This is a genomic window from Acidiphilium sp. JA12-A1 (assembly GCF_000724705.2).
Lineage (GTDB): Bacteria > Pseudomonadota > Alphaproteobacteria > Acetobacterales > Acetobacteraceae > Acidiphilium > Acidiphilium multivorum.
Map to the genome: position 1 here is coordinate 1 of NZ_JFHO01000141.1, position 2,878 is coordinate 2,878.

Genomic DNA, 2,878 nt, shown 5'->3' on the forward strand with positions numbered 1-2,878 from the left:
CGCCGGCCTCGCCGGCACGGTGGTCGCGGTCCGCCCGGTCGCGCCCGGCGCCCGCCGCATCGTGCTCGGCGCGCTGGGCGTCGATACCGCCCCCTCCGCCGCGCCGGCCGCCGAATACATCGTCCGCCTCGCCGATGGCAGCGTGGTCTCGGTGGTCGAGCCGGGTCCGCCCACCCTGCGGCGCGGCGCCCGCGTGCGCGTCCTCCGCCATCCGGCGCGCCTGGTGCCCGCCTCGCCCTGAGCGCGTTTCCGCTTGCCAAGCCGGTCCGCTCTCCCCACACTCTCACCGGAGCGCCGCGGCGGCCGCAACCCTCGGGGACAGGCGATGAACGAACGCAGGCTGGGCAGATCGCTGGTGGTCTCGGCCATGGGCTTCGGCTGCATGGGGCTGACCGAGTCCGCCGCGGCACCCGATTCCGCCGCCGCCGAGGCGCTGCTCCGCCACGCGGTCGATCGCGGCGTCACCTTCTTCGATACCGCCGATGTCTATGGCCTCGGCGCCAACGAGCGCCTGGTCGGCCGCGCCCTCGCCCCGGTGCGCGACCGTGTCGTCCTCGCCACCAAGTCCGGTATCCGCCGCGGCGCCGACGGCGCCTTTCTCGGCATCGACGGCTCGCCCGCCCATCTGCGCGCCGGCGTCGAGGCCAGCCTCCGCCGCCTCGCCACCCCGGTGATCGACCTGCTGATCCTCCACCGCGTCGATCCCGCCATCCCGGTCGAGGACACGGTGGGCGAGATGTCCCGCCTCGTCGCCGAGGGCAAGGTGCGCTTCCTCGGCCTGTCCGAGGCGTCGCCCGACTCGATCCGCCGCGCCCACGCCACCCACCGGCTCGCCGCGGTCGAGAGCGAATACTCGCTCCTCACCCGCGACCCCGAGGCCGGCACGCTGGCCTGCCTGCGCGAGCTGAATATCGGCTTCATCGCCGCCTCGCCGCTCGCCCGCGGCCTGCTCACCGGCACCCTGCACGAGCCGGACGACCTGCCCGAAGGCGACGTCCGCCGCAACCAGCCGCGCTTCTTCGCCGGGAATTTCGACCGCAACGTCGCCCTCGTCCGCATCGTCGAGGACATGGCGCACCGCCTGCGCTGCACCCCGGCCCAGCTCGCGCTCGCCTTCCTGCTCGCCCAGGGCAGCGACGTGGTGCCGATTCCCGGCCCGACCGGCCTCGCCGAGTTCGACGAGAACATCCGCGCGCTCGACGTGCCGCTCTCCGCCGAGGATCTCGGCCGGCTCACCCGCGCGGTCCCGCCCGGCGCCGCCGCCGGCGCCCGCCACGTCCCCGAGCAGATGGCAACCCTCGGCCACTGAGCGCGCGCCGCCCGGCGGCGCCGCGACGGAATCAGATTAGCGCGCCGCTTGGCGGCGGCGCGACGAGGTCAGGCAAGCGCGCCGCCCGGCGGCGCCGCGACAGGATCAGATTAGCGCGCCGCCCCTGCGGCGGCGCGACGGGGTCAGGTCTCGAAGCCGGTGCAGCGCCGTCCCTGGATCATCGCGAGGAACTCCCGCCGCGTCGAGGGGTCGTCGCGGAACGCGCCGAGCATCCGGCTGGTCACCATCGACACGCCCGGCTTGTGCACCCCGCGGGTCGACATGCATTCGTGCCCCGCCTCGATCACCACGGCGACGCCGCGCGGCTGCAGCACCTCGTTGATCGTGTTGGCGATCTGCGCCGTCAGCTTCTCCTGGATCTGCAGCCGCCGCGCATAGGCGTCCACCACGCGGGCGAGCTTGCTGATCCCCACCACCCGCCGGTTCGGCAGGTAGGCGACATGGGCGACCCCGATGATCGGCACCATGTGGTGCTCGCAATGCGATTCCACGCGGATGTCGCGCAGCAGCACCATCTCGTCATAGCCCTCGGTTTCCTCGAAGGTGCGGGAGAGAATGGCCTCCGGGTCCTCGCCATAGCCGCGGAAGAAATCCTCGTAGGCGCGGGCGACGCGGGCCGGCGTGTCCCGCACCCCCTCGCGGTCGGCGTCGTCCCCGGCCCAGCGGATCAGCGTGCGGATCGCCGCCTCCGCGTCCTCGCGGCTGGGGCGGCCGTCCTCCAGGGTGGTGTCGAGCTGGTCCGGCGGCGTGCGAATGTCCACGTGCGTGTCTCCATGTCCTGCGCGGATCCGGCCGTCGCCCGGCCACCCGCCTCGAGGCTGATATGGTCGGGGGTGCGAAACTGGCAACCCGCCGGCGGGCTCAGTGCCGCCGCTGGTCCGCGTGCGGGCTGTCGAGGCTGAAGCCCGGCGTCGGCACGTCGAATTCCTCGCCGCTGTCCACCGCCACCATGTGGAAGATCCCGGTCATGAAGCCCGAGGGCGTCTCCAGCGGCGTGCCGGAGGTGTATTCGAAGGCGTCGCCGGGGTCGAGCACCGGCTGCTCGCCGACCACGCCGGGGCCGTGAACGTGCTGGACATGGCCGTTGCCGTCGGTGATCGTCCAGGTCCGCATCATGAGCTGCGCCGTCACCTGGCCGACATTCTCGATCCGCACCTGATACGCCCAGACGAAATGCCGCTCCTCCGGACGGGACTGGTCCTCGAGGAAGATCGCCCGGATGCTCACCCTGATGCGGGCATCCTCGTTGACGAACAGGGCGCCGGTCGGGTCGGGGCGGTGGCTGGTCATGCGTGGACGTCTCGTCGTTGCGGGCCGGTTCCGGCCCCTCTTCACGTTTTTGTAGTCCCCGCCATCCCCGACGACAAGCCGGCCGCCCGGCGGGCGTGACCGCGCGCCGGATCGGGAGTAGGAAGGCCGCATGAGAAGGCTTCCCATCGCGGCCCTCCGCCGCGCGCCGCGCCGCGCCCTCGGCGCGCTCGCCCTGTGCCTCGCCGCCGCCGCGCCGGCCGCCGCCGCGCTGCCGCCGGTCTCCGCGCCCTATGGCGC

General features: G+C 73.5%; 4 protein-coding genes. 2 read left to right on the forward strand and 2 right to left on the reverse strand.

All coding sequences use genetic code 11. The features are described 5' to 3' along the window. Together RT91_RS18520 and RT91_RS18525 are read left to right on the forward strand one after the other, a co-directional pair. Nucleotides 1–241, forward strand: a 241-nt coding sequence (locus tag RT91_RS18520) for a hypothetical protein (protein ID WP_035189131.1), incomplete at its 5' end; no start/stop codon positions are given. Between the two features lie 84 nt (nucleotides 242–325). Continuing rightward, nucleotides 326–1,309: an aldo/keto reductase gene (locus tag RT91_RS18525; RefSeq protein WP_035189133.1), complete on the forward strand. Its 984-nt coding sequence runs from the start codon at nucleotides 326–328 to the stop codon at nucleotides 1,307–1,309. A gap of 143 nt (nucleotides 1,310–1,452) precedes the next feature. On the opposite strand, the gene folE is transcribed toward RT91_RS18525, so the two are convergent. Beyond that, nucleotides 1,453–2,091, reverse strand: a complete 639-nt coding sequence (gene folE / locus RT91_RS18530) for a GTP cyclohydrolase I FolE (protein ID WP_007423597.1) — start codon at nucleotides 2,089–2,091, stop codon at nucleotides 1,453–1,455. Between the two features lie 100 nt (nucleotides 2,092–2,191). After that, the gene (gene apaG / locus RT91_RS18535; protein ID WP_007423598.1) at nucleotides 2,192–2,620 is read right to left on the reverse strand and encodes a Co2+/Mg2+ efflux protein ApaG; all 429 of its coding nucleotides are present in this window, start codon (nucleotides 2,618–2,620) and stop codon (nucleotides 2,192–2,194) included. Nucleotides 2,621–2,878: the final 258 nt, after the last annotated feature.

Bases quoted from the DNA above. Each gene is read 5' to 3' on its own strand.
- RT91_RS18525 (WP_035189133.1), top strand. From the start codon at position 326: ATGAACGAACGCAGGCTGGGCAGATCGCTGGTGGTCTCGGCCATGGGC.
- apaG (WP_007423598.1), bottom strand. From the start codon at position 2,620: ATGACCAGCCACCGCCCCGACCCGACCGGCGCCCTGTTCGTCAACGAG.